This is a genomic window from Halobacterium sp. KA-4 (assembly GCF_021028995.1).
GTDB lineage: Archaea > Halobacteriota > Halobacteria > Halobacteriales > Halobacteriaceae > Halobacterium.
Genome location: NZ_JAJJZG010000021.1, coordinates 14,162 through 38,319 on the forward strand (window position 1 = coordinate 14,162; position 24,158 = coordinate 38,319).

27 protein-coding genes and 1 pseudogene are annotated in these 24,158 nt (G+C 60.0%); 17 read left to right on the forward strand and 11 right to left on the reverse strand.

The window, feature by feature from the left end; genetic code table 11:
- Window positions 1–133 precede the first annotated feature (133 nt).
- The 4 genes from LPA44_RS15575 (at window position 134) to LPA44_RS15590 (ending at window position 4,598) form a co-directional block, all read left to right on the forward strand.
- Window positions 134–1,810 (forward strand): transposase, encoded by a 1,677-nt coding sequence (locus LPA44_RS15575; RefSeq protein WP_230890435.1) that lies wholly within the window; start codon window positions 134–136, stop codon window positions 1,808–1,810.
- Window positions 1,811–2,349: 539 nt separating this feature from the next.
- On the forward strand, window positions 2,350–2,889 hold the full coding sequence (locus LPA44_RS15580; RefSeq protein WP_230890436.1) for a DUF7342 family protein: 540 nt from the start codon (window positions 2,350–2,352) through the stop codon (window positions 2,887–2,889).
- A gap of 3 nt (window positions 2,890–2,892) precedes the next feature.
- Entirely contained in the window at window positions 2,893–3,354 is a 462-nt protein-coding gene (locus tag LPA44_RS15585; RefSeq protein WP_230890437.1) for a hypothetical protein, read from the forward strand.
- Window positions 3,351–4,598, forward strand: a complete 1,248-nt coding sequence (locus LPA44_RS15590; RefSeq protein WP_230890438.1) for a phage integrase SAM-like domain-containing protein — start codon at window positions 3,351–3,353, stop codon at window positions 4,596–4,598. The genes LPA44_RS15585 and LPA44_RS15590 overlap by 4 nt, the downstream gene beginning before the upstream one ends.
- 32 nt (window positions 4,599–4,630) lie before the next feature.
- Here LPA44_RS15590 and LPA44_RS15595 read toward each other — a convergent pair whose 3' ends face one another.
- The 3 genes from LPA44_RS15595 to LPA44_RS15605 are packed head-to-tail and all read right to left on the reverse strand — an operon-like array spanning window position 4,631 to window position 7,452.
- Window positions 4,631–5,284: a hypothetical protein gene (locus LPA44_RS15595; RefSeq protein WP_006183494.1), complete on the reverse strand. Its 654-nt coding sequence runs from the start codon at window positions 5,282–5,284 to the stop codon at window positions 4,631–4,633.
- A 28-nt stretch (window positions 5,285–5,312) separates the two neighbouring features.
- On the reverse strand, window positions 5,313–7,232 hold the full coding sequence (locus tag LPA44_RS15600) for a heavy metal translocating P-type ATPase (RefSeq protein ID WP_179908274.1): 1,920 nt from the start codon (window positions 7,230–7,232) through the stop codon (window positions 5,313–5,315).
- 4 nt (window positions 7,233–7,236) lie between these two features.
- Window positions 7,237–7,452, reverse strand: a complete 216-nt coding sequence (locus LPA44_RS15605; protein ID WP_006183492.1) for a heavy-metal-associated domain-containing protein — start codon at window positions 7,450–7,452, stop codon at window positions 7,237–7,239.
- A 182-nt stretch (window positions 7,453–7,634) separates the two neighbouring features.
- On the opposite strand from LPA44_RS15605, the gene LPA44_RS15610 reads away from it, so the two are divergent.
- Window positions 7,635–8,159 carry an ArsR/SmtB family transcription factor gene (locus LPA44_RS15610; protein WP_006183491.1) on the forward strand — a complete coding sequence of 175 codons (525 nt, stop codon included), beginning with the start codon at window positions 7,635–7,637 and terminating at the stop codon, window positions 8,157–8,159.
- Between the two features lie 20 nt (window positions 8,160–8,179).
- Here LPA44_RS15610 and LPA44_RS15615 read toward each other — a convergent pair whose 3' ends face one another.
- Window positions 8,180–8,836, reverse strand: coding sequence for a hypothetical protein (locus tag LPA44_RS15615; RefSeq protein ID WP_015299307.1), 657 nt, complete (start codon window positions 8,834–8,836; stop codon window positions 8,180–8,182).
- A gap of 26 nt (window positions 8,837–8,862) precedes the next feature.
- Entirely contained in the window at window positions 8,863–9,234 is a 372-nt protein-coding gene (locus LPA44_RS15620; RefSeq protein ID WP_179908275.1) for an SHOCT domain-containing protein, read from the reverse strand.
- 182 nt (window positions 9,235–9,416) lie between these two features.
- Here LPA44_RS15620 and LPA44_RS15625 point away from each other — a divergent pair, with 182 nt between their 5' ends.
- Window positions 9,417–10,802, forward strand: coding sequence for a permease (locus tag LPA44_RS15625; protein ID WP_179908276.1), 1,386 nt, complete (start codon window positions 9,417–9,419; stop codon window positions 10,800–10,802).
- Window positions 10,803–10,957: 155 nt separating this feature from the next.
- Window positions 10,958–11,407, forward strand: coding sequence for a universal stress protein (locus LPA44_RS15630; RefSeq protein WP_008364394.1), 450 nt, complete (start codon window positions 10,958–10,960; stop codon window positions 11,405–11,407).
- A gap of 14 nt (window positions 11,408–11,421) precedes the next feature.
- Here the strand turns inward: LPA44_RS15630 and LPA44_RS15635 are convergent, their stop codons facing one another.
- Window positions 11,422–11,817: an SHOCT domain-containing protein gene (locus LPA44_RS15635; RefSeq protein WP_179908277.1), complete on the reverse strand. Its 396-nt coding sequence runs from the start codon at window positions 11,815–11,817 to the stop codon at window positions 11,422–11,424.
- A gap of 28 nt (window positions 11,818–11,845) precedes the next feature.
- The gene (locus tag LPA44_RS15640) at window positions 11,846–12,406 is read right to left on the reverse strand and encodes a DoxX family protein (protein ID WP_058365957.1); all 561 of its coding nucleotides are present in this window, start codon (window positions 12,404–12,406) and stop codon (window positions 11,846–11,848) included.
- A gap of 114 nt (window positions 12,407–12,520) precedes the next feature.
- On the opposite strand from LPA44_RS15640, the gene LPA44_RS15645 reads away from it, so the two are divergent.
- The 3 genes from LPA44_RS15645 to LPA44_RS15655 all read left to right on the forward strand — a co-directional run bounded on the left by LPA44_RS15645 (window position 12,521) and on the right by LPA44_RS15655 (window position 13,683).
- Window positions 12,521–12,871 carry an ArsR/SmtB family transcription factor gene (locus LPA44_RS15645; RefSeq protein ID WP_179908278.1) on the forward strand — a complete coding sequence of 117 codons (351 nt, stop codon included), beginning with the start codon at window positions 12,521–12,523 and terminating at the stop codon, window positions 12,869–12,871.
- A 3-nt stretch (window positions 12,872–12,874) separates the two neighbouring features.
- Window positions 12,875–13,150 (forward strand): DUF7521 family protein, encoded by a 276-nt coding sequence (locus tag LPA44_RS15650; protein WP_230890439.1) that lies wholly within the window; start codon window positions 12,875–12,877, stop codon window positions 13,148–13,150.
- Window positions 13,151–13,287: 137 nt separating this feature from the next.
- Window positions 13,288–13,683 carry a hypothetical protein gene (locus tag LPA44_RS15655; protein ID WP_179908280.1) on the forward strand — a complete coding sequence of 132 codons (396 nt, stop codon included), beginning with the start codon at window positions 13,288–13,290 and terminating at the stop codon, window positions 13,681–13,683.
- Between the two features lie 30 nt (window positions 13,684–13,713).
- Here the strand turns inward: LPA44_RS15655 and LPA44_RS15660 are convergent, their stop codons facing one another.
- Window positions 13,714–15,048, reverse strand: a complete 1,335-nt coding sequence (locus tag LPA44_RS15660; protein ID WP_179908281.1) for a permease — start codon at window positions 15,046–15,048, stop codon at window positions 13,714–13,716.
- Between the two features lie 372 nt (window positions 15,049–15,420).
- Between LPA44_RS15660 and LPA44_RS15665 the strand changes: the two genes are divergently transcribed.
- From LPA44_RS15665 to LPA44_RS15675, 3 genes are read left to right on the forward strand one after another with little or no spacing between them, the layout of a single operon-like run.
- Window positions 15,421–16,239: an ABC transporter ATP-binding protein gene (locus LPA44_RS15665; protein WP_230890440.1), complete on the forward strand. Its 819-nt coding sequence runs from the start codon at window positions 15,421–15,423 to the stop codon at window positions 16,237–16,239.
- The gene (locus tag LPA44_RS15670) at window positions 16,236–16,982 is read left to right on the forward strand and encodes a hypothetical protein (protein WP_230890441.1); all 747 of its coding nucleotides are present in this window, start codon (window positions 16,236–16,238) and stop codon (window positions 16,980–16,982) included. Before LPA44_RS15665 ends, LPA44_RS15670 begins: the two co-directional genes overlap by 4 nt.
- A complete protein-coding gene (locus LPA44_RS15675) occupies window positions 16,982–17,716 on the forward strand; it encodes a hypothetical protein (protein WP_230890442.1) in 735 nt (244 codons plus the stop codon). The genes LPA44_RS15670 and LPA44_RS15675 overlap by 1 nt, the downstream gene beginning before the upstream one ends.
- Window positions 17,717–17,773: 57 nt before the next feature.
- On the opposite strand, the gene LPA44_RS15680 is transcribed toward LPA44_RS15675, so the two are convergent.
- Window positions 17,774–18,373, reverse strand: a complete 600-nt coding sequence (locus LPA44_RS15680) for an AsnC family transcriptional regulator (RefSeq protein WP_179908284.1) — start codon at window positions 18,371–18,373, stop codon at window positions 17,774–17,776.
- Between the two features lie 131 nt (window positions 18,374–18,504).
- Between LPA44_RS15680 and LPA44_RS15685 the strand changes: the two genes are divergently transcribed.
- Both LPA44_RS15685 and LPA44_RS15690 read left to right on the forward strand, forming a co-directional pair.
- The gene (locus LPA44_RS15685; RefSeq protein WP_179908285.1) at window positions 18,505–18,702 is read left to right on the forward strand and encodes a heavy-metal-associated domain-containing protein; all 198 of its coding nucleotides are present in this window, start codon (window positions 18,505–18,507) and stop codon (window positions 18,700–18,702) included.
- 149 nt (window positions 18,703–18,851) lie between these two features.
- The gene (locus LPA44_RS15690; RefSeq protein ID WP_230890443.1) at window positions 18,852–21,134 is read left to right on the forward strand and encodes a copper-translocating P-type ATPase; all 2,283 of its coding nucleotides are present in this window, start codon (window positions 18,852–18,854) and stop codon (window positions 21,132–21,134) included.
- 320 nt (window positions 21,135–21,454) lie between these two features.
- On the opposite strand, the gene LPA44_RS15695 is transcribed toward LPA44_RS15690, so the two are convergent.
- On the reverse strand, window positions 21,455–22,342 hold the full coding sequence (locus LPA44_RS15695; protein WP_230890444.1) for a hypothetical protein: 888 nt from the start codon (window positions 22,340–22,342) through the stop codon (window positions 21,455–21,457).
- A gap of 233 nt (window positions 22,343–22,575) precedes the next feature.
- Between LPA44_RS15695 and LPA44_RS15700 the strand changes: the two genes are divergently transcribed.
- Both LPA44_RS15700 and LPA44_RS15705 read left to right on the forward strand, forming a co-directional pair.
- The gene (locus tag LPA44_RS15700) at window positions 22,576–22,899 is read left to right on the forward strand and encodes a winged helix-turn-helix domain-containing protein (protein WP_230890445.1); all 324 of its coding nucleotides are present in this window, start codon (window positions 22,576–22,578) and stop codon (window positions 22,897–22,899) included.
- 51 nt (window positions 22,900–22,950) lie between these two features.
- Window positions 22,951–23,070, forward strand: a pseudogene (locus tag LPA44_RS15705) (IS630 family transposase); the annotation flags it as partial.
- Here the strand turns inward: LPA44_RS15705 and LPA44_RS15710 are convergent.
- The gene (locus LPA44_RS15710; protein ID WP_269070354.1) at window positions 23,067–24,089 is read right to left on the reverse strand and encodes a two-component system sensor histidine kinase NtrB; all 1,023 of its coding nucleotides are present in this window, start codon (window positions 24,087–24,089) and stop codon (window positions 23,067–23,069) included. The pseudogene LPA44_RS15705 and the gene LPA44_RS15710 sit on opposite strands and share 4 nt — an antisense overlap.
- Between the last annotated feature and the right edge of the window lie 69 nt (window positions 24,090–24,158).

Here is a 24,158-nt window from a genome sequence, read left to right on the forward strand (position 1 = left end):
TACATCCTCACTCTACATCTAACGATTAGCTGCACCAGTCTTGTTCGCGACTGAAGAATCCAATAGAGCTACTGAAGCCACTATACAGGTCAGTTAGACGGACTCTTGGGCATGTCCGGGCTATCTATCCGTAGTGGTCGCGACTCGCGAGTCTCGGCGCAGCGTCTTTCGACAAATTGCACACCAGCAGCACGTCGAGTGGCCCGCATATGACTCGACGCCGCTGTACGATCGCTCCTCACTCGGTGGGTTAGAATCGGACGTTCGAGTCGTCTCGAGTGCCTGGTTTACGCACCCAAATCATAACTCACTCGAACAGTTCGTCTGCGAACTTCCGATAGCCTACTTCAGATTCGAGGCCCACGACCGGTACGAGGGTTCGACACGTTACGAGATGGACACTCTCTTTCGCGTGTTCGTGCTGAAAGAACTCCACGGCTGGACGCATGAAACATCTCTCGTCAAGTACCTCAATAGCCACCCCGCACTCTGCGAACGCTTAGAGTTGGGGACGGTGCCCGATCAATCGACACTGTGGCGAACTTGGAACGAGCGCTTCACGCGAGATCTCCGCGAGACCGTCCAGAAAGCGGCTCGAATGATCCTGATCAAAGCGCAGAACGCGAATGTCGCCGTGCCACGTGAACCAGAACGAAACCTTCCGGATCGAGGCGACGACGCTACTGAATCGGACCCAAACGACCAAGCCATCCTCGACAAGGCTGGGAAGATCACCGACCACATCAGTCGCGTCGTATTCCCCGTGTTCTCGCTCAACCGGGGCGAGGGCTGTGAGATTCCTGAGAACGCCTACTGGGACTTACAGACCTATCTGGGGCTCCGTGAGAACTTGGCCGCCAACGAGGGCGCTCAGAGCTTCATCCACGAGTCGACGCGTGATCGAACACCACTCGGACACGGCCACCGCGACCAGATTCGTGACCTCCCTATCGAGCAGATCCGCGAGATGTACCGACAGGCAGTCCAGCAACTCACCAACGAACTTGCGGGGACGGAGGAGTTCTTCCGAGCTGGAATCGTCGCGATCGACATCACTGAGGACGATCCCTTCACGGGCGACCGAACCGGCCACGAGGACGAGATAATCGGAACGAAGGAGAAGAACGACGAGTACGCCTACCAATGGGCGACCGTCCAGCTGGTCGGCAACGCTGTTCCACTCGTGCTTGATGCCCGCCCAGTTCGACGAGGCGAGTCACGAAAGGAGATCGTCAAGGACCTGCTCAACTCCGCTGAAGAGCTCGTTCACGTCGATAACGTGCTAATGGACCGAGAGTTCGATAGTCAGCACCTCTTGGAGATGATTAGCCAGCGGGGACTCTCCTATGTTGTCCCAAAGCGGATGCAGGCTAGCGAGAAAGCCCAGGCAAAACGACTCCTCCAACGGGGGCAAGACCGGTACGAGACCGACCGGAAGCTCCATCTCGGGAAGAATGAGTGGCACGAGACGACGCTGATCTACCGACGTAAAGAGAACTCTGAGCACGACGATCACCGGCAGTACTCGGTGTTCATGTCCAACCGAGGTGGCGGCTTTCTCAGTGAGTACGGCCATCGGTGGGAGATTGAGAGTGGCTATCGGTCGATCAAGCGATTCATGGCCGCGACGACGTCGACGAATTTCGGACTGCGGTTCTTCTACTTCGCGTTCGCCTGTTTGTTGTACTCGATTTGGCGAGCAGTCGACCTACTCGTCCAAGTCGAGTTGACGGGTGAGTACGAACACGCACCGATGGTGACTGCCGATAATACGCTGACGCTGCTGAAGAAGGAGACTGGAATTGGATAGGGCGGTACTCGGTCCGGGGCAATGCGGATTCCTGAGTGGCAACGCTGTCGGGGATCTCGGAAACTCACCGATCTGGTCGGTAGTACGACACGAGAAGCTCCTCGAAAGAGGATTCGAAGCGTCCTCCCCTCACAAATTCGCCCGAAACCACGCATTACAGCCCCGCTAAACCCGCCGTAGTCTCACCTTCTCCCCTACCCAATTTTGATATAGCGGCATATAGTTTATAATTTGCCTAGATCGCCTAATCTGCGGATAGGGGCAGAGAAACCGCCGAATTAGCGGGATTCTAGCGTTCATCTTGTTGGTCGTGATTATGCCCGTAATCACGACCACTTTGAAGTACCCCGCCGCCGTCGGTGAAGCACGAATGCTGCAATCGGCTCAGCAAGACGGTTCCCCTGGGTAGAGCCGCCAAGACCACGGTTCTAGTTTACCCCGACTCTCTACAGCTGTGGTCGGGGCGATGGTGGCAGATAAAATTCGATATAGGACGAATGACCTCAACCTATATTAAGACAAAGCACGAACGGTGATGTATGGCCGAAGACGAATCGAGCTCCGAGGGACTGTTGCAACGCCAAACTACGGGTGAAGACCGAGTGCGAATGGTCGCCCGACAGCTGTCGGAGCCGCGGACGGTCAACTGGATCGCTTCCGAAGCGGACTGGTCCCACGAGCCGACCAAACGCGTTCTCGAACGCCTCGTCGACGACGGGATCCTCCATCGCGACGACAGCGGGACTCACACCACGTACTACCCCGATTACCGTCGTCAGGCGATGCAGGAGGCGATGCGTCTTCGAGACAGCGGCCACACTGTCGAAGAACTCACGGATCGCCTCGCCGATATGAAGACCCAGATCCGCGACTGGGAGGATGAATTCGGGATCGAGTCACCGAACCAGCTTCGCGGGACGCTCGCTAACGAATCGCTTGACGCTGACGAGGAAGATCGCCGCCGTGAGATTGCCCGCGAGTGGGAGCACCTACAGCGACGGATCCAGATCGTCGGATTCGCCATCCGCGAATGGGACTTCCTCGCCCCGACGACAGAGCCTGCTGAGGCCAGCAGCTAACGGATGTCGGTCCCACACCCAGGTGGTGATCCGAATGCAAATCTCTACGCCCAATTGAAGCGAGACGTCCTCGACCGGGTTCCTCAGATCACGACCGTCGAGTTCGTTCCCGACAATATCGAGGCCACGCAGCTGCGAGCGGTGTTCGATCCGACCCGCCTTGAGGATCCCCCAACAGGCCCTGAGTCGCCAGTATTGATCGTCAAGTGGTATCGACAGGATCCCCACGATTGGTTCCGGATCAACTACACCGACCCGAACACGGGCTTTCACGCCGGCTGGCACCAGGACGAAGACCATCCCGATCTCGGACGGACGCATTTCCAGTACTCAGCCGCCACTACGGAGGACCGCTGGGGGATCACATTCGAACACGAAACCCCCTCCCTGATCCTCTGGGAAATCGTCGAAGCACTCCTCGAGGACGTCCGTCCGACCTACCAAGACGCGAACGAAGACTCATGACTCCCGATACACCTCGAGAACGCGTTGATCAGTCGCTCGCGAGTTCCTTCGAGCGCTACCTTCAGGACAAGGGGAAAGGCCGCAGTGGGGCCGGTGGGAACTATCGACGCAACGCAGCTCGCGAGCTCGAGCGGTTCACTGAGTGGGCCGCCGGCGACCGCGGCGACGACGGCTGGACCGGGATCGTCCCCGACGACGTCGACCGGAAGCCGACCTTCGACGATCTCGACGAACGCGTGTTTCGGGAGTACGCCCGGCATCTCGGAGGAGACCGGGGGCTCAAGCAGAATACGGTACAAACCTATTACCGCTATATCTCTGCGTGGTGTGGCTGGTGCGTCAACGAGGGGTATCTCGAAGCGCACTATGCGCAGCGGGCGAGTGCGATGGCGCCGCTGCCGGAGGACGACGGCCGTAAGCCCGGTGACCAGCAGGCCTGGACGTCCGAACAGCGCCACGCCCTCACCCGCCACGTCGACGAACGGGCCCGCGACGCCATCGAGGCGTACACGACACTCCCGGAGGATACTGACCCGCTCGACAAGCAGCGAGCACGCTATGCGGCGCTGAAGGCGGCTCGTGACCGGGCACTGGTGTTCGTCCTCGCGTACACCGCCGTCCGCGTTGGCGAACTCCTCCGAGATCCAAACGACCCGCGCCGGCGCGGCGTTCGCTGGGAGGACCTCTCTCTCGACGACGGGAGTATGGACGTCTACCGCAAGAAACAGCAGTGGGACGCCGCCAGTCTCCCCGACCCGGTGATCTCGCCGCTGCGGAGCTACCGCCAGCTGATGGACCCACCCACGGAACGCTGGCCGGTGTTTCCGACGTTCGACCAACGGACGCTCGCAGAGCTCGTCCGGGATGAGCTAGCCGATCGAGGGGCACGCCCAGAAGTAATCGACGAGCGACGTGAGGCACACGCCCGGGACCTCTTGCTGGCGCTCGATGAGAATATTCGGCCGCCGTCGATCACGACGGACGGCGCACGGTCGATTCTCCAACGACTCTCGGAGGCCGCGGAGATAGACATCGACCATCCGAAACACGATTATCTTGCTCCGCACGGTGGCCGTCGTGGCATGGGCGAGGTTCTGGTCCGGGCATTCGGATATACTGTGGCGGCCCGATATCTCGATAATTCTGAGGAGATGGTTCGTGAGCGGTACTCGCATATCGAGGCTGGTGAGTTAGGTGATGTCGCTACTGAGGCCCTCGAGGAGATCGATAGTGTACCGCAGTAACTTATTTCGAGTGAGAGGGGTAGACCGTCGCGTCAAACCGCTTTGACAGTGAACAGCGAGTCGTCACTGAGGACGACCTGTATCCGGCGGTGCCAGGCGTCAGCGAAAGCCTCTCGTTGCTGTTCAGTTGCCGATTCGTCGAGAATCCCTTGGAGGTTCCCGATTGCGGGTCCACCGTCAGGAACGTCGCTGACGTGGTAGGTCACTTCGACGGTCTCGTCCGTGTCGGTTCGCCGGAACCGGAACGTCGGCTCTGCCGTGTCCGGGTCGAACGCGTCGAAGACGAGGAGGTCGCGGCGGCCGCCGTAGCCGCCGGCGAGCCCGCTGAATCCGTCGTCTTCGGTCGCGCCAGTAACGTACGAGATGATGCGGCTCATCACGCCATACGCAGCATCGTCCTGCGGGCCGGCCGCCTGCACCTCGATTTCGCTCCGAACTGGATAGTCGTCGGGATACAGGGCGTCGAGCCCCAACTGGACGATCCGGTAGGCGCCCGAGGCAGTCGGACAGGAATGTCCCGCCTCTTTCACCGCGTCTCTATAGGTGATGACGAACGGGTCACCCGGTTCGAGAACGCCGAGGGCCTCCGCGACAGGGTCGCGAATTTCGATCGGATCGACGTCGTAGTCTACCTTCCAATTGGTTCTAGTCTGGGTCTCGGCGGTCGCAGTCGAGTTTGATGTCATGAGTGGTTGTGATGATCGTATCTAGTGGTCAGTGGCGAAGCAGTCGCATCCCGTTGAGGATGACCGCGAGGACGCTGGCCTCGTGGACCAACATTCCCGCGGCGAGGGTGACGTAGCTGGTGAGCACGCCCGCGAGCAGGACGGTCACGGTCAGCACTGCGAGCCCGACGTTCTCGAGGACGTTCCAGCGCGTCGCCTTGCTGAGTTTGACCGCGTAGGGGATGCGGTCGAGGTCGTCGGCCATCAACGCCATGTCTGCCGTTTCGATGGCGGTGTCCGTCCCGGCGGCACCCATCGCGATGCCAACGTCGGCGGTCGCCAGCGACGGCGCGTCGTTGATGCCGTCGCCGACCATCGCGACCACGTGGCCGTCGGCTTGGTAGGCCTCGATGACTGTCTGCTTGTCCTCGGGGAGGAGTTCGGCGCGGTACTCGTCGATGCCGACCTCCTCGGCGACGGCGGCGGCCGTCCGCTCGTTGTCGCCGGTGAGCATCACCGTCTCGATGCCGACGTCCTGAAGCGCCGTGACGACCCCAGGAGCTGCCTTCCGGAGCTCGTCCCGCAGCGCGATTGCGCCGATGATGTCCCCGTCCCGGACGACGTGGACGACAGTTTCGCCGCGCTCCTCACGCTCGCGGACGTAGTCGGCGATCCGACTGGGGACGTTAATGTCGCGGTCCTCCAGCAGTGCGCGATTGCCGACAACAACTTCGGTGCCCTCGGTATGGGCGATAACGCCCTTACCAGCGACCACGTCGAAATCGTCCGGACCGGGAATCGACTGAAGGCTGGCGTCCGTCTCGTCCGCCTGGGCGACCGCCGCCCCACCGTCCGTCGCAGCAGTCGGGCGCTCGCGGGCTGCGTCAACGATGGCGTCAGCGAGGTGGTGTTCGCTCTTCTTCTCGGCGGTTGCCGCGAGCGAGAGGACTTCGTCATCGGCGACGCCGAATCCCTCGACGTCGGCGACGGTGGTTTCGCCCTTCGTGAGGGTGCCGGTCTTGTCGAAGGCGACGAGGTCGATCTTGCCGGCGCGTTCGAGGTGTTCGCCGCCCTTCATCAGCACGCCCGATCGGGCGGCGTTGCCGATGGCCGAGACGATGCTGACTGGCGGCCCGATCACCAGCGCGCCCGGACAGCCGATGACCAACAGCGTCAACGACAGGATCGCGTTCTGCGTGACTGCATATGCGCCGATGGCCAGCACGATGACGGCCGGCGTGTAGTACTTCGCGAACCGGTCGATGAGACTCTCCGTGGGCGACTGGGCCTCTTGGGCCTCCTCGACGCGACGGATGATACGTTCGAGCGTCGTGTCCGAGCCCGCACCCGTCGTCCGGATTTCTAGCGCGCCCTCCTGGTTGACCGTCCCGGCGTAGACTTCGTCGCCGTCGGCCTTGTGGACGGGGGCGCTCTCGCCGGTGACCGGCGCCTGGTTGACGGCGCTTTCGCCGTCGACGACCTCGCCATCGACCGGAATCTTCCCGCCCGGCCTCACGACGACGACCTCGCCCTCTTCGACTTCCCGGGCGGGAACCTCTTGGAGTTCCCCGTCGCGACGGACGGTCGCCGTGTCGGGCGTCATCTCCAGGAGCTCCTGGAGGGCCGTCCGGGTCTTCCGCATGGTCCGGCCCTCGAGGTAGCTGCCGAGGCTGAACAGGAAGACGACGGCGGCAGCCTCCCAGTACTCCCCGATGACGATGGCCCCGATAGCGGCCAGCGTCACCAGCGTCTTGATGCCGAGTGTCCGGTTCGTGACCTCGTGGTAGGCGGTCTTGGCGATGTCGTAGCCACCCACGATCGTCGCGAGGACGAGGATGGCGGCGCTTGCCATCTCGAAACTCGTGAGGTAGCCCAGACTCCAGCCACCGCCGTACAGCAGGCCGCTCGTCGCCGTGACGATGGCCTTCCGGTGTTTCCGGTAGTACTGCGTGATCGATTGAATGTTCATGGTGTTAGGCTGGTTGGGGCGTGTACCCCTGGTTTTCGATGGTCTGTGCGAAGGCGTCGGGATCAGCGACGCTGTCGTCATATTCGATCTCGACGCGGCCGGTCGCGTAGTGAACCTCGACGTGCTGGACACCGTCGACGTTCGATAGGGCGCGTTCGACGGTGCTCGCACAGGTCGGGCAGTCGAAGTCGAGGACGCGGAACTGGGTTGTGTCGCTCATTACAGTTTGAGGTAGTGCCCGTACCCCAATAAGTATTTTTTAGATGATATGTTTGAATACAGATATAGGTGATTGGAACAGTCAAACGGGTTGTCTAGGGCTTTCGGTATCGCGGACCCAGCGACCTGAGTTCTAAGCAGCGTCCCGCTAGCTTTTCCCGCCTGCTCATACTCAGTTCTCGTATGAGTAGTTCCGGTACCGACCACCGGCTTGAGGACATCGCGGTGCGAGACACCCGGGTTTCGGACGCCATCGACGAACCGATGCGGGCGATGATCCTCGATATCCTCTCCGAGGAGGCGCTGACCGCAACTGAGGTCCACGGCCGTTTGGAGGACCGCGGCGTCGACCGCACGGAGAACACGGTTCGTCATCACATCAACGAGTTACGGGATGCCGGTCTCGTCGACGTCGTCCGCTTCGAGGAAGGGCGCGGTGGGACGACGAAGTACTACCACGCGAATACGATCGTCCTCTCGTACTCGCTGCCAGAGTCAGCTGATGACGCTGTTGAGGAGATGATCGAGGCCGTTCAACCCCAGATCAGGGACTCACTCGATACTCTCACAGAAGACCACGACGACGCGATAGCGGAGATCGTCGCAGATATGCAGCCGTGTGAGCACTGTCAGACCCAGAAGTACGAAACCTACGTACTCCTGACTGTCCTCCGCCGGGCGTTCGTTCGTGCGCACCGAGATTCTTGAGCTTGCGCCCTGTACCGCTGTCAAGGCCTCACTTCACCGTGTGTTTTAGTTATCCGGCGATATCCCTCATACACAGCTGGCAATCCGAGGGGAAGTGCGAAGACTCCGAACCCGAGTAGGATGTATCCGGCTACGTGCCGGCGTCGCACAGCTAGAACTGTCGCGGCGACGCCGACGAACGCAATCAGATAGGCAAGATTACTCCAGAGCACGTTGTACGAGGAGCAGTATAGCCAGCAGACGACCGTGTAGGAGGGAGCGTTCCAGGTCGGCGGATGAAGCTTCGGCCAGAAAAACCGGCAGTATGTCGTCCAGCTGAGCATCGCGAGCGCCGGAAGTCCAGCAAGCCACATCGGTGTTCCGAACGGCATCCAGTCTCCGAATCGTCTATAGCCAGCGAGGAACAGCGCGGGAAAGCCGATAATCCACAGCCAGATACCGATAGTGTAGGTCACCGGCCAGTGTTCGATCCGGGGCTGTGCAATCGGTAATCGTAGAGACTCGGGCAGCGTCGCCCACGGGAACGAGGGATCGGGAACGGGATTCGTGAGGAACGCGACCAGACAGAGTCCAGTCCCGATGAGGAGCCCGTATAACCCCACCGTCGTGTATCGGTCAAGCCACGCTGGAAGTTGCGGACGGGGAGACTGTTGACGGTGGTCGGGGTAGCCGGTCATCCTTCAGCTTTGATGTCTCGTCGTAATCAGGTATCTCGTTCGAGTGCTTCGCGTCGCTGTTCGTATTCCTCGTCAGTCAGCTCCCCGCGAGCGTAGGCAAGCCGAAGCTCTTCGAGTGCCTGGTCCGAATCACTCGCAGCTCCCGTAACTGCGCGATAGATGAGGTACCCACCACCGACGAGGGCAGCGAGGAACAGCAGCTGCATCACGATGTCGACGATGAACATCCAGCCAGGCATCGTCCCGTCGCCCCACATGTGACCGCCCCACATCCCGCTCATCATCGGACCAAACCCCATCATCCCGAAGCCCATGAAGAACAACGGGACGATGAAGACGGCACCGATGATAACGAGGAGGAGCGTAACAAGTCGCGTATCGTCTGAATTTGTCGGCATATTGTGATCCCTCCCTGAGTTGGGGTTCTCAGATTATACTACGCACTAACTATTCAATGCGGTTGTGCCTTTGACCTACGTGTTCCACCCGCCACAATTCTTTTGAATACCTACTCACCACGGCTCTGACCCAAACTATCTGAAGGAAAACTGCAATAGATGATCCCTTCGAACTGATACCTATGGTAGCGACGATGATTGATGCCATCTCCGAAGCTCTACGTATCGGAGTGGGCTTCCTCTGGACGGCAGCGTGGGCGATCATCATGGGCCTCACGATCACGAGCCTCGTCCAAGTCTACGTCTCCAAGGAGCGGATGGCGCAGGTCCTCGGCGATGGCGATCTGAGCGGGCTCACCAAGGCGACTGCGTTCGGCGCGGCCAGTAGTGGCTGTAGTTTCGGCGCCGTCGCCATCGGGAAGGGGTTGTTCAAGAAGGGGGCGCACGCGGTGAACTTCCTCGCGTTCATGTTCGCGTCGACGAACCTCATCGTCGAACTCGGGTTGATGATCCTGATTCTGCTGGGGTGGGAGTTCCTCGTCGCAGAGTTACTTGGCGGCCTCATCCTCATCGCCGTGATGGCGGTCATCGTTCATCTCACGCTTCCGGAGAACCTCTTCGATGAGGTGCGAGAGACGCTCAACGAGCGCGATCACGAGGCGGGCGTCACCGAGGATCCAACTTGCGGGATGGAAGGCAAAGACGAGTACACGCTTACGACTGACGGCGGTGAGACGCTCAAGTTCTGCTCGGAGGGGTGTATGGAGACTTACCGCCAGGAGATGTCGAGTCGCGGTGGGTGGCGTGACGAGTTGCTGTCGTGGGGTGGCTGGTACAAAGTCGGGAATCAGTACCGCAAGGAGTGGTCGATGATCTGGAAGGACATCGTCGCTGGCTTCCTCATCTCGGGGTTCGTCATCGTCTTCGTCCCGCAGTGGGTGTGGAACACGCTGTTCATTCAGGGCGACGGCCTGCTCGTGACCGCCGAGAACGCAATTATGGGTGTCACCATAGCCGTCCTCAGTTTCGTTGGCAGTATGGGCAACGTCCCGTTCGCCGTCGCGCTGTGGGGCGGTGGCGTCAGCTTCGCCGGGATCATCGCGTTCGTCTACGCTGACCTCATCACGATTCCCGTGCTGAACGTCTACCGGAAGTACTACGGCTGGAAGATCATGCTGTACATCCTCGGCGTCTTTTTCGTGACGATGGCGTTCACTGGCTTCCTCATGGAGCTGCTGTTCGACGCGCTGGGAATCGTTCCGGATCTGGCGGGCGGCGAGACGGCGACGGAGCAGACGTACTTCAAACTCAACTACACGTTCTATCTCAACCTCATCGCGTTCGCGCTCTCCGGGTTCCTGCTGTATGTTTATCGTCGCGGTCTCGGTGCGCCCGGCCAGTACCGCGACCCCGTCTGTGGGATGCGGACTGACGACAGCGAGCCATCGGCGACGCACGACGGCGAGACGTACTACTTCTGCTCGCAGACCTGCAAGGAGACCTTCGGGGAAAACCCGGACGAATACGCCACCGGGCATCCGATGGTGATGGAGGGGCACGACCACTGACGGACAGCTCGTTGATGGTTCACAGTCTCGATTGAGTACGTCAGTCGTGCTTGGACACATCCGCTGACGCGGCAATACTGAACACGCTACCGTGACTCTTGAGCAGAGAGAATTGGAAGCCGAATTTATGATACCCGCCTTTGAATTCTGACTGAATGTACGACCGAATTCTCCTGTCGACCGATGGAACTGTTGCGTCTGAAGATGCTGAAACGCATGCACTCGAGCTCGCAGCCGCTCACAACGCAGTCCTCCATGTGCTCTACGTCGTTGACGAGGATGTCGTAACTGCGTACAGCGGGGACGAGTACGTCGACGAAGCCGAAGGTCCCGAACACGGTCTCGAAGAACACGGCGAGGAGACGCTTTCCGAACTCCGACGTCGAGCCGCAGAAACCGATGTCGATGTCGAGACGGCAATGCAACATGGCCGCCCCGCTGAGACCATCGTGGACCACGCAGACGACTGTGACGCCGATCTCCTCGTGCTCGGTACCAAACGCCGGCCGGACGAATATCGTGCGTTGCTCGGAAGTGTCACCGACCGCGTCCTTCGGCTGACGACGCGTCCGGCAACCGTCGTGAAAACCGAAGTCAGCGAGTAGGGAACGACCGTCCGTTACCGTCCATCATCTGGTGTGAGACGGGCGCGACGGCGGTCAAACTCCTCGTCGTCGATCTCGCCACGGGCGTACCGCTCTTGGAGGACGGCGAGTGCGCTATCCTCAGCGGGGCCGTTCGATTGCGACCGCGTTCCCAGCCAGTAGATGAAACCGAGGGGGACGGCGACGAGGAGTGCCATCCACAGGAGCCCGAACAGCATCATCCCCCAGCCCCAGCTACCCCATTCGGCCATGTGGCCGTCGTTCCACATCCCGTCGTGCCAGCCCCACATCATTGCATCTGGGACAGTCGCGTGTGTTAGCGCCATTCCGGCGACGACGGCCAGAGCCAGCGCTCCGACGACGATGAGTCCCAGAGAACGAATCCCGCGTGCTTGAATTGGATTTTGCATTGTTGTACTCCCAAAGGTCTCGGCGTGGTTAGCCGAGGATGTATTCGAGGGCGGGGTAGCGCTCGACGAGCGTCTCGCCGCCGACGTCGTAGTTCTCGATGTACTGGTCGAGGCCCAGGATGCGGCCCGCGGCGAACGCGGCGACCGCGAGGAACACGAGCATGTACGCGAAGTCCCCGTTGATGAACCCGTGGCCCATGTCCCAGTTCCCGAAGTAGAACATGAGCATCATGAGCGCGCCGAAGAACGCCGCGAGGCGGACGAACGCGCCGACGAGCAGGCCGAGGCCGATGAACAGCTCGCCCCACGGCACGGCGACGTTCGCGAACTCGACGAACCACGGCGTGCTACCCATCCACGCGAACATGCCCGCGAGCGGGTTGCCGTTGGTCGCCGCGACGTTCGACAGGTAGCCGCCGGCGGCGAACTCGCCGGTGATCTTCGTGAACCCGGAGTACGCGAACGCGTACCCCATCATGAGCCGGAGCGCGAGCACGAACCACGCGCTGAGGCTGTGGACTTTCCCGCCGACGGTCAGGCCGCCGACTCTGCTCTCGAGCTGGTTCATGCCGGAGTCGAGTGTGGACATAATTATTGCACCTTCAACTATCAGTAGGCGGAGTAAGACGATATAATAGCGAGCCGGCGTTCTGAGTCAGAAAACCGGGGGACTATATTACCCTCCTGTCGCGAGTACGGACGTGTGACTGAGGAGGCCGACCCGTCGGACATCTTCGCGACGCTCGACGACGAGTACGCCCGCGACATCCTCGTGGCGACGAAGACTGACCGACTGTCTGCGAAGGAACTCAGCGAGGAATGCGACATGTCACGCCCGACCGTCTCGCGGCGTGTCACCAGCCTCGTCGAGCAGGGCCTCCTCGAGGAGTACACGCACGTCGATCCCGGTGGCCGGCACTACAGCGAGTACGAGGCACGCCTCGAACGCGTCGAAGTCCTCCTGCAGGCGGAGGGGTTCGATGTCCAGATCGATGTCCGGCCGGACCCCGCCGACCGGATCACGTCCATATTCGAGGAGATGCGGGGAGACTGACTCATGGAACACACGTTATTCGTCATTGGCAAGCTGTTCACGACCGTATTGGCGCTGGTCATCGCCTACCAGGCCTATCGCGGATACCAACGGCATCACACACAGTTCCTGCTGTACGTCGCCGCTGGCTTCGCGCTGGTCGGGCTGGGCGGCCTTCTCGAAGGCGTTCTCTTCGAACTCCTCCAAGTGTCTATCTTCGAAGCGGGATTCGTCGCAGCACTCGTCACCGCCGCCGGGATGCTGTCGATCCTCTACGCTCTGTATGCCCCGAACCCCTGAGGATTCGGGACGTTCATTCGAAAAGCGGCCTCTGGGCGTCGTTCCCGATTAGAAGCCACTATTCTTCGGACTCCCCTTATTCTCGCCAGTGTAGGACCGCAGCGGGAATTATGTCCGTACCGGTCCTACCATATCGTATGATTCGAACACTCGTGGGTGTCCTTGGCGCTCTCTCAGCGCTGTTCCCGGACGAAATCGTCGAGCTCTTCGAGAAACTCGCGATTGCGAATCCAAGCGAGGGAACGGTGAGAGGGTGGGTACGTCCAGCAGTCCGGTCGGAGGGCGTTCTGATAGCTGCGATTTCCCTCTTTAACGGGCGGGCATACACGTGGCTAATGAATCTTACCGGCCTGTTCGGCGCGATCGTCCTCCTGTTTCCCGATCTGTATCGGAGATTTGCCACCGCGTTCCTGTACGAGCGTCCGGAGTCGATCGAATGGAACGAGCGATTCAAATCGGCCGTTCGGGCTATCGGCGCACTATACGTCTTTTTAGCAGCGAAGACGTACAGAGAGCGCCACAACGATACCTGATCCTACCTGCCATCGACAGCTGGCCAAGGGTCAGTTCATCATCGTCGCGTGGTCTTCACTACTGCGTTCCCCGCCGCCGACTGAATCCTGATTGTGGAGCCAGTAGAGGAACAGGAAGAACACAGTCGCGAGGACGTTCAATACGAGCTTGTAGTTGAGTTCGATGGATACCTCGGCAGCCTCGGCGGCAGCCCGCGAGGGGATGAGGCCGACGCTCAGGAAGAGGAAGTGAATCACGAACCCGACGATGACTGCAGCGACGAAGATCATCAGAGACAGAACCGCCGCGAACGTCGTTCCGTAGTACTCGTCGTAGGCTTTCATGATCGGGGGGACGATGAGGTCAGCGAAGATGTACGAGAGCACCGATCCGAATGGCAGCCCCCGTGTCCAGAGAACGGTGCCGAACGGGACATTCCCGACCGAACAGACGAAGGTGACGACACCAATAATCGCCCCCAGCGCAGCCGTCCAGAGGACGTACACCGGCAAGCCGAACGTGGCTCCGGAAAAGACGCTCGTCCAGACTGATTCGGGGATGAACCCGGCAATGAGGCCGGCGAAGATGAACCCGATAGCGATTTCATCCCACAACATCGCCCATTCTTTCCACTGTTTGTCCGCGAGCGACTTCCACCCCGACCATGAGGTCGCCTTCTCCGGGATAGAGGTGTTCGCCGCTTCCGGGTCGAAGGAGTCCTTGCAGGACTGTGAACAGAAGTAGTACGTCTGGCCATCGTGTTCGATGGAGTAGTCCGTCTCCTCGGGATCGACGTCCATCCCACAGACGGGGTCCTGTACGGTGATCCCCTCGTCGTCGGTGACATTCTCGCGTGCTTCGTCGAGAATCTTGTCGGGAACGACGTAGACGAAGCCGACCGACATCAGGCCGATGAGGAGCAGCCCACCGATGATGTCGGCAAGCAGGAACTCCCAGCCGAGCAGCAGCCAGATGACGATCCCGATCTCGATGACGAGATTCGTTGAGGCGAACTGGAACGCTGCTAGCGCCGCCGCCGCGGACGCTCCCTTCTTGTAGAGGTTCTTTGCCGTAGCGATAGCTGAGTACGAACACGACGAGGAGACGAACCCGAAGAACGTAGCGACGCCGAGCGATCGCGGACCGTGGCCTTCGAGCAGCTCCGAGATCTGCTGGGTCGATACCCACGCCTCAACGCCGCCGGCGATAGCGAACCCGAGGACGAGCGCCCACCAGGTGATCCACGCCATCGCGGCGGTCGTTGTCGCGGCCTGCCGCGCGCTCTCCGCGAAGAACGTCCCGAGGGATTGGTTGGTCGTCACGAGGCCGATGGTGACAGTGATTACGGCGATGACCGTGAGGATCGCGTAATCTGATCTGTCCATTATCGAGGTGTTCTATGATACGGGTCCTCTTCCTAATGCGCTTGTGGCTTCTATCGCGGGCTGTCTCGTGTGTTGGTCTTTCGATTCCATGGTTGTATCCGGGGGAGAGATTTGGAATCTGAGCCGGGCCTTCAGCGAGGTATTACGGAGTTGTAGCTGATGGAGTGGATGCTCACAAGCTTGTCTCCCTCAGCGAGACGGTGATATGATTGGTGAATTAACGGTCCTGACGCCGGAACCACAGCTGTGGCATGATCTGGATTACGAAATTAGTAAACGGCCATTCGTTTTGGATATAATTTTTGTGCGGTCTGATACTGGGGTTTCCTAAGCGAAATCGCATTAGAACATGTGTCCGTACATACGAATGTGATGAACGGAGCTTCCAAGGGTGACGACGCCAGAGGTACCGCGGACAGTTCTGGTGACACCGTCGTTAGTGCGAACAGCGTCGAGAAGACCTACGACTCTATCCTCCCGTTCACCCGATCCGTCGAAGTACTCGACGGCGCGACCCTCCACGTCGAGCGTGGACAGGTTGTCGGGATAATGGGCGAGAACGGGAGCGGGAAGTCGACGCTCATGGGCATCCTCGCCGGTGTCCTTGACCATGACGCCGGCGAGGTTGAACGGGCGGGCCCTATCGGCTGGTGTCCGCAGGAGCCGCGGCTGTACGACCGGCTGACCGTCGACGAGACCTTCCAACTGTTCGGAACTGCCTACGGGATGAGCGACGACGAGATCGTCGACGCCAGAGCGTGGCTGACCGACGTGCTGGACTTCGAGCGCTTCCGTGACAGGCAGATCCGCCACCTCAGCGGCGGGAACCGGCAGAAAGTCAACCTCTCGGTCGCGTTGATGCACGAGCCCGACCTCCTCCTCCTCGACGAACCGTACACCGGGTTCGACTGGGAGACGTTCCTGGCCTTCTGGGACTTAACTGAAGAGCTTCGCACCCGCGGCGTCGGTGTCGCCATCATCTCTCACATCATCAACGAGCGCGACCGGTTCGACGTCGTCTACGAGCTCCACGAAGGCCACCTCCACAGACAGGAGATCGGCGACGACGATGGCCTCAGCTCGGAGCCAACAGACGACGACGTCGCCTGCGAGCGGACCGCCTCATTTATCGACGAGGCTGGTGCCGGGAGCGGTCAGCGAGCGACCGCCGGACAGGAGGAAAGCGAATGAGCACCGTTCACCGGACTCTGGCGGGCATCCAAGCGAGCACGCGTTCGTTCGTCCGGGAGCCGTTCACCGTCGTGTTGCTGGTCGTCCTGCCGGCGCTGTCGATCCAGATTTACGGGATCGGCATGGGGCAGTTTCCCGACGTAGGGGTCTTCGCGGTGAGCGGGTCGGTCGCGACAGTCGGACGAATCACCGGCGCCGTGTTCGCCACCGGCGCGCTCGCGGGCGTCCTCGGCCTCTTCCAGATGATTAGCGCCCGGCACGCCGACCGCAGACTCGCTATCTGTGGCTTTCGCGGCGTCGAACTCGTCACCGCACGGTTCGCGACCGTCGCCGTCGCGAGCGCCGTCGTCAGTGTGGTCGCCACGCTCTCTCTGATTGTCCTCGTTGACGACCCGATTAGAGCACCGCTCGCCGCGTTCGGAGGGCTCGCGATAGCCGGTGCCATATACGGCCTGCTCGGCATCGTCGTCGGCAGCGTGCTCCCGAGGGAACTCGAGGGCTCGCTGTTGCTAGTCATCCTGACCGACGTGGACAATGTGTTCGCGAGCGGCCTGTTCGGCATCGAGGATAGCATCACGCAGTTCGCACCGCTCGCGCACCCGCACGCCATCGTGACGGAGGCCGTCGTCGAGGGCGCGCTAGCGACCGGACACCTCGTCCCGGCTCTCGGCCACCTTTCGCTATTTGCCCTCTTGAGCGTCGCCGCGTACACGTACCAGCTCGAGTCAGGAGGTGACGCCTGATGAACCGCCGTGTCACGACCGCCGTGCGGATGGGCGTTCGAGAGTTCCGCCGGACGCCGGTCCTCCTGGCGCTGCTTGTGTTCCTGCCGGCGTACATCATCGGCGCGTTCGTCCTGCTCGTCCCGGATGTCGACGTCCCCGCGACGATTGACGGAACGAGGGTCGCTGTCCCCATGACGGACTTCGCGGCGGCGTTCATGACGCCCGTTACTGTCGCCATCCTCTCGGGTATCGTCGGACTGTTCCTCGTCCAGACGTCGCAAGCGGCCGACGACAGGCTCCGGCTGGCCGGCTATACTGCGACTGACCTCGTCGTCTCACGGGTCGGTACGCTCGGACTCGGGATCGTCGTCGTCACGATGGCGTCGGTTGTCGTCGCCGTGTTCGCGTTTACGCCCGAATCGACCGTTCCGTTCGTCGCCGCGACGCTGCTGGTCGGGCTCACGTACGGTATCCTCGGCGTTGTTGTCGGCATCGTGTTGGGTCGACTGGGCGGGGTGTACGTGATGCTGTTTTCGCCGATGGTCGACGTCCTCCTGTTCCAGAATCCGCTCGCGACTGACGCGCCTGAGTGGACGAAACTACTGCCGAGCCACTACGCGACGAACGCGCTCTTCGACGCGGCATTCACGTCGAGCATCGACGTGTGGGATTTCGGCGGTGCCGTCGCATATACCGTCGGCCTCCTCGTAATCGGCGTGCTGGTCTTCTATCAGGCGACAGACGTCGAGTGACTTCTCCAACGACCAAAGTCGTGGTAGAAATTATGAAGCGCGGTGCGTAATCCCGAATCAGTCAGCCCCCTCTCGGAGTTGCTCGTACTTCTCCTCAAACCGAGCCTCACACGATGGACAACAGAACTGGTACAGCTCTCCATCGATGCGGGTGGCTGTTCCTTCACTGTCAACTGTATTTCCACACTGAGCGCAGGAGAGCGCGAACTCCGTTTCCCCCAATTCTGGTGCCCAGTTAGCGCCTGCGAGAAGCGTTACCTCAAAGTCGTCGACTGCTCCGGTGTCGATGGTATCCGCAAGCCAGCTTGCGATGTCTGTATCTGGAACTCTGGCGTACAGGACTAGGTCCGCTTCGGCAGTGGTAAATACGTGTTCGATGGCGCCTTCGTCGATGAGATCGTCTTTGATCGATGCAGCGCTATGGCTGGCTGATTCGACATCGAGCGTAATCAGGACCGGAATTCCGCCGCGGAGCTGTGAGCGATCGACGTCAAGCGTGAACCGATTAATAATTCCCATCTCTTGTAGCCGTTCGACTCGGTCCGACACAGCTGGCGCTGAGAGGTCTACAACATCTGCGATCTCACTGTACGGTCGACGAGCGTCCAACATCAGTAGCTGAATAATCTCGAGGTCAGTTTCGTCCAAGTCGCGCATAGTAGCACGCCGTTGGCGAGTAACTAAAGAATCACGACCATCTCTGTTTTGATTCTAAAGTCAAACCGAACCTCATACCAGCCTATCGAAGGAGAAATCCGCTAAAGGGAGGAGGGCATACATTCATACGTATGACGACGACCATCAGCGTTGAGGGGATGACCTGTGGCCACTGTGAACAGACAGTAGAAGAAACGCTTCAAGAGATACCTGGCGTGACCGACGCGACCGCAGACCGGGAAGCTGAACAGGCGAAGGTGGATGGTGACGCCGACGCCTCGGTCCTCGTTGAGGCTGTCGAAGACGCCGGTTACACTGCCCACGCCTAAGTAGTGTATCTCTGGGGATAGCACATCACGCTCCTGGGTGAACGGTCCACCGTTCTCTTCGGAGTTTGCCCACCTTGACCCTGTTGTACGGTTTCAGGGACCGAACTTTCAGGAAGCCGGCGGAACCACCTCAATAGAGAACATGATCTATGGACGACCACAAAGATACAGCTAAGAATTCCCAGGGCGGAGAGGACCAGCAGGACACCACCAGTCACCAGCACGAACACGGCGACCACGATGAAGCGGTCGCGGAATCTGACGAGGAAGGGGTAGAACAGGAGCTACTAGAGGAGGAGGCTCACCCTGCTGCGGCAGGTGAGATGGCGTCCCACGAACAGCACGAACACGCCGGCCACGAGGGCGACGGGCACGGCCACGGTTCCCACGAGGGACACGGCGAGGGCCATGGCGGGATGCACGAAGGCCACGAGCAGATGTTCCGGCGACGCTTCTTCGTCTCGACACTCCTGTCGGTTCCCGTCCTCCTGTACAGCGAAATGCTGCAGGAGTGGCTCGGCTTCTCCGTCCCCACGTTCCCGGGGAGCGAGTGGATCAACCCGGTGTTCGCCGTCATCGTCTTCGCGTACGGTGGGGTCCCGTTCCTCCAGATGGCGGTGCCGGAGCTGAAAGACCGGTCGCCGGGGATGATGACGTTGATCTCGATGGCGATCACCGTCGCGTTCGTCTACAGTCTCGCGAGCGTGGTCTTCCCGACGCAGTCTGCGTTTTTCTGGGAACTCGTCACGCTGATCGACATCATGCTGCTGGGCCACTGGATCGAGATGCGGTCGGTCCGGCGGGCCTCCAGCGCGGTCGACGAACTGGCGAAACTGATGCCAGACACCGCCGAGCGTATTACCGACGACGGAGAAACCGAGGAGGTTCCCGTCAGGGAGCTCTCGGAAGGCGATCTCGTGCTCGTCCGGCCGGGCGCAAGTGTCCCTGCTGACGGCACCGTCGAGGAAGGTGATTCGGACGTCAACGAGTCGATGATCACTGGCGAGTCCAAGCCCGTCTCGAAGGAGCCTGGCGACGAGGTCATCGGCGGCACCATCAACGGCGATGGTAGTCTCCGCGTCCGTGTTGGCGCGACGGGCGAGGAGACGACGCTGGCGGGCATCATGCGTCTCGTCGAGGAAGCCCAGCAGAGCAAGTCCAAGACGCAGGTACTGGCCGACCGGGCGGCAGGCTGGCTGTTCTACGTCGCGCTCGGGGCGGCAGTCGTGACGGCGATTGCGTGGACCGTCGCGGTCTCGTTCGACGCGACCGTCATCGAGCGAGTCGTGACGGTGCTCGTCATCGCCTGCCCGCACGCCCTCGGGCTCGCCATTCCGCTGGTCGTCGCGATCAACACGTCGCTCGCCGCTCGCAACGGGATGCTCGTTCGCGACCGCATCGCGATGGAAGACGCACGGAATCTGGACGCGATCATCTTCGACAAGACAGGGACGCTTACCGAGGGCGAACACGGCGTCGTGGATATGGCGACCGTCAACGGCGTCGACGAGGACGACGCGCTCGGGCTGGCGGCAGCCGTCGAGAGCGACTCCGAGCACATGATCGCGCGAGCGATTCGCGAGGCCGCCGACGAGCGAGACCTAACTACTCCCGACGCGACCGCCTTCGAGGCGATCAAAGGCCGAGGGGTTCGCGCGAACGTCGACGGAAACGAGGTGTACGTCGGTGGGCCGAACCTGTTGACCCAGCTCGATAGCGAGATCCCCGACCATCTCCAGCGCTTCGCTGACGAGGCCGGACAGAACGCCCAGACAGTGGTGTATCTCGTTCGTGACGGAGAGCTAATTGCCGCCTTCGCGATGGCCGACGTGATCCGCGAGGAGAGTTTCCGCGTCGTCGACGCGCTCCACGATCTGGGTATCGAGGTGGCGATGCTGACGGGGGACTCCCAGGACGTCGCCAACGCCGTCGCCGACGAACTGGGCATCGACACGGTGTTCGCGGAGGTCCTCCCCGAAGACAAAGACGAGAAAGTACAGGAACTCCAGGACCAGGGCAAGCTCGTGGGGATGGTCGGCGATGGTGTGAACGACGCGCCGGCGCTGACGCGAGCCGACGTCGGCATTGCGATCGGGAGCGGCACCGACGTTGCGGTCCAGTCGGCCGACGTCATCCTCGTCCAGAACAACCCGATGGACGTCGCCCGGCTGGTGAAGCTCAGTAAGGCGAGCTACCGGAAGATGCAGGAGAACATCGTCTGGGCGGCCGGCTACAACGTGTTCGCGATTCCGCTTGCAGCAGGCGTGTTGGCACCGGTCGGGATTCTGCTGTCTCCCGCCGTGGGCGCGCTCCTGATGTCACTGAGTACGGTCATCGTTGCCATCAACGCTCAGCTGCTCCGCCGCGTGGACTTGTCCATTCCCGAGCTTCCGGGCGGGACACCAGCGACTGACGCACAACCTGCAGACTGAAACGCTCCCGATCGCTTCGGTGCTTCTTTCAATTGAGTTCGGTTGGTGGACAGCAAATGGCGACACTGCGTAATTTCGGTGGGTATCGCTACGTGGTCACCGGTTCCACAGTTTTCCCGAAGGGTGCATAGTTCGGTATACACAGACGCTCGTCTGATGGGCTACATTGCTGCGTCAGCACTAGGTTTATACCGCTTGACGGACTTCTTTCCAATATGAGCCTCGAAGAGACGGTTGACTACCTCGCCGAGGAACTCGACCTCGAGCGAAGTGAACACGTCCGTGAGGTTGGTCAGTCAGTCGCCGAGCTTCGCGACTGATCAGAACATTTCTCTGAAGTCCCGTTCGACCAGTCCGTCCTCCAGATACGTGATGAACTCTTGTTTCGTTGGTCCTTGACGGTCGAGCAGATCGTCCCGCTCTGCTCGTTCGAGAACTGACTGTGCAAAGTCCGTACAGTGGGATTCGTGCTGCTCAGCGTACTCTGAGAGGGCTTCTCGCCAGTGCATATCCAGCTCGAACTCGGCTAATCGGATTTGGATTCCGTCTTTCCGTTCGACGAGGTCGACGTTCAGCTCTTCGAGTTGCTTGAAACGGAGGTTGTTCCGGCGGACCGTGATGAGCCGCTTAGAATCAACAATATAAGGATCAACCCACTCTCGCCAGGTATCGTCGTCGACGTGCGTTCGTGGCATCTCAAAATCCGGCTCCACACTCTCAATACAGAACTGCAGCATCGCGATGCCAGTTCGATGATTCGCATTCGGGAGGGAATGTCGTAGGATCAAATTCGACATCACCTCTCCAGCGACGGTCGGAAGTGGTGCTCCCCAGGAGACGTGATCGAGTGCCTGCTGGATCTTTTGCGGTTCGAACTCCTTGTAGAGCCGGAACTCATCCTCATCTCGAACATCGACCGCGGCTTCGAGCAACTCCACTAATCGGAATGCGACAACCTGCCCAGCACGGGGGAGATCACGAATACGGTCGCTCAGCCATTCCTGATCGAAGTCGATGTCTTGGGCTGATTCGATCTCTGAATCGCCTTCGTAGAGCACATAGACCGGTGTTTCAAAGGGATACCCGATGAGCTTTGTCGACTCGTCGGATTGCTCTCGCTGAGACAGGATTTCTGCCACCGATGCCGAGCTATATTTGAGTGAGAAATTCTCGGCCTGTGGGTGATGATAGAAGACGAGCCGAGCCATCTCAATATGTATTCGTGAGAAGTAGGTAAAGCAGTCCCGGTTTTATAGGTTTCAATCGAGTAGTAGCGAGTATGCCACTCAGCACATCCACGGGAGAACACTGGACACAACCGCCTAGCTGACGAAACGCAGTTTGGTGGGAGTATAATCGGCCGGACTGACTGGTAGGTGCTGCGACGACTGGTCTGCCCCGTCTCGACCCGGGTAGGGGAAAATCGTGACGGGGAATCAAAATGGAACTCGAAACAAAGAACGAAACCTACGCTGAAGGCCACGCACTAACAAAGCTCTTCGGAGAATCGGCGAAAACGAAAATCATCGCAGCACTGCTCAGCGAGAGCGACGTCGACGTCAACGTCACCGATATCGCTGACCTCGCCGGCCTGCACCGCACGACCGTCTACGACCACATCGACGACCTCGAAGCCCTCGGCGTCGTCGAACAGACCCGAACGGTCAGCGGCAGCCCCATGTACCAGATCAATCGCGATAGCGACGTCGCAGAAGATATCGCCCAGCTCCACTGGGACCTCCTCGACGTCGTCGGCGAGGGGTAGCTACCAGAATTTCCAGCGGTTGCTACAGCGTGGCACCTATTGGATCTTGACGAAGAGTGCTGGAGACAAATTCAACTACCTCCTAGAAACCGCTTCTTTGACTCCCTCGAGTTGACGACCACGATTGATTCTGCTCTCGACCAAATTTCAACTCCAGAAGTAAGTAGTTACCACGTAATTTCGAACCGTGCTCCCTCTGAGGCACTCTCGGTCACGACGATCTCCCATCCGTGCCCCTCAACAATTTGAGCCACGATTGAGAGCCCGTAGCCGGTTCCCTCCTCGCTTGTTGAATACCCGTGTGCAAAAATCTCTGATCGAAGTGACTCTGGAATTCCTGGCCCATCATCTGCGATATATACACCCGCCTCGGGAGATAGGCTGCCCACACGAACGGTGGCATTACTGCCAGCATGCTCGATCGTATTGCGAAAGAGATTCGCAAGCAGCTCCCGAAACCGGCTTTTATCAGCCGTAATTACCCCTAGTTCATCTTCGATTTTCACTGTCGCTTCCTGCGTATCAACGCTCTTCCAGGCTTCCCGAACACTGTCTTGAATCTCGACTGACTCAACCTCACCAATATACTGTCCCTCCTTCGAGAGGGCAAGGACGTCATTAACGAGATTATCAATCCGAGTGAGCGACTCTGCAACTCTTTCTAGTTCTGGACTGTCGTGGTTCTGTTGTGCGAGTTCAGTATACCCCTGGGCGACCGAGAGCGGGTTCCGAATATCATGTGTAAGGATGTCCGCGAAATCATTCCACCGGTCTTTTTGCGCTTCTAATTGATTCTCACGTCGTCGCCGCTCCGTAATATCTCGAATAATGCCCGTGAAGTACTGTTCGCCGTCGTGTTCGTGCTCGCGGAGACTGATCAGCGTCGGCACCTCGTGGCCATCCTTGTGAAGCGCGGGCAGTTCCATCCCATCCCAGTCGATGTTGCGCTCTCCGGTTCTGACGTATGACTCAAGCGCGGCAGCATGCACTGGCTCCAGGCGCTCTGGAATGATCTTCATCTTCGAACTACCGATTAACTCAGCAGGTGTGTAGCCAAGAATCTCCTCAATCGCCGGGTTCGCGTACACGATCTTGCTCTCCTCATCAATTGTCAGCATTCCCTCAGCAGCGTTTTCAACAAGCGTCTGATAGAAATCACCAGCAGTGGCGTGCGGTGGAGGGGATTCCATTCGTTGTTAGCCTAGGCACGGAAGTATGCTTAACACTTCTTCACAGTTTCTCAGTGTGGGAACCGTGGA